General features: G+C 66.6%; 1 protein-coding gene. It reads left to right on the forward strand.

The genetic code is table 11. The features are described from left to right. Positions 1-229: 229 nt before the first annotated feature. On the forward strand, positions 230-1132 hold the full coding sequence (locus tag AC1DYI_RS36045; RefSeq protein ID WP_477208886.1) for an SDR family oxidoreductase: 903 nt from the start codon (positions 230-232) through the stop codon (positions 1130-1132). Positions 1133-1280: the final 148 nt, after the last annotated feature.

Below are 1280 nucleotides of genomic sequence, written 5' to 3' on the forward strand. Positions count from 1 at the left end.
GCCGCAGTCGAACTTCAGCGTCGTGCCCAGGCCGCTGTCGCTGCCTACTTTTTCGCGCAGCACCTTGGTGGCGGCATTCAGGTCCATGGTGTCGTCCTCCGGGTTGATCGGGTTCGCCGCACTTTAGGCCGCCTGGCTGCCAGCGGTATTAGCGAAATTCCCTATTAGCCATCAGGGTGACGTTAACGTTACCCTCGCGGCCAAGATCCGAAAACCAGGAGACGCCTGCATGTCCGCTGCGCACTACGACAGCGTTTTCCGCCCCGGCCTGTTCGCCGGCCAACGCCTGTGGGTGACCGGCGGCGGCTCCGGCATCGGCCGCTGTGTGGCGCACGAGCTGGCCGCCCTCGGCGCACAAGTCCTGATCAGCGGCCGCTCGGAAGACAAGCTGCAGCGAGTGGCCGCCGAGATCACCGAAGACGGCGGCCAGTGCGAATGGCGCGCATTCGACATCCGCGACGAGGAGACTGTCAAAACCCAGGTCGCCGAAGTGGCCAAGCAAGGCCCGATCACCGGGCTGGTCAACAACGCCGGCGGCCAATTCCCTTCTCCGATGCTGGCCATCAGCAAGCGCGGTTTCGATGCGGTGGTGGCCAACAACCTGACCGGCGGCTTCCTGATGATGCGCGAGGTGTTCACGCAGAGCATGCAGCAGCACGGCGGCGCGATCGTCAACATGACAGCCGACTTCCGCAACGGCATGCCGGGCATGGCGCACTCGGGCGCGGCGCGCGCCGGCATGGCCAACCTGACGCAGACAGCCGCCTACGAATGGGCCCACGCCCATGTGCGGGTCAACGCAGTGGCGCCGGGCTGGGTTGCCAGCAGCGGCATGGACACCTACGGCGGCGCGGTGAAGGCCATGATCCCGAAGCTGCGCAACCACGTGCCGCTGCGCCGGCTGGCGACCGAGGCTGAGGTGGCCTCGGCGATCGTCTTTCTGCTGTCACCTGGCGCGTCGTTCATCACCGGAGTGACGGTGCAGATCGATGGCGGAGCTTCGCTCGGCAGCGCCATTTACCCCAGCATCGACCATGCGGGATCGCCGCCGTACAACGGCTTTCATCGGGCCCGAGCGCCGGAGGTGTTGAGGTCGTCGAACGACGCGACCGAGGGTGGTTCGGATGATTGAATGGGTTGCGACCCTTCGTCGGTGGTCAGCTGGTTGCGGTGGTGGCGGCAGCGGGACGGCGGCGCCTGCGTTCTCCGGCCCACGCTCGCGGGGCACGGTCGAGCTGCGCAAAGTGCATCCGCATCAACACCGTGGTGCCGGGCTGATG

Source organism: Ideonella sp. P3_A4 (assembly GCF_056403075.1).

Coding starts and splice junctions, on each gene's coding strand:
- AC1DYI_RS36045 (WP_477208886.1), top strand. CDS start 230: ATGTCCGCTGCGCACTACGACAGCGTTTTCCGCCCCGGCCTGTTCGCC.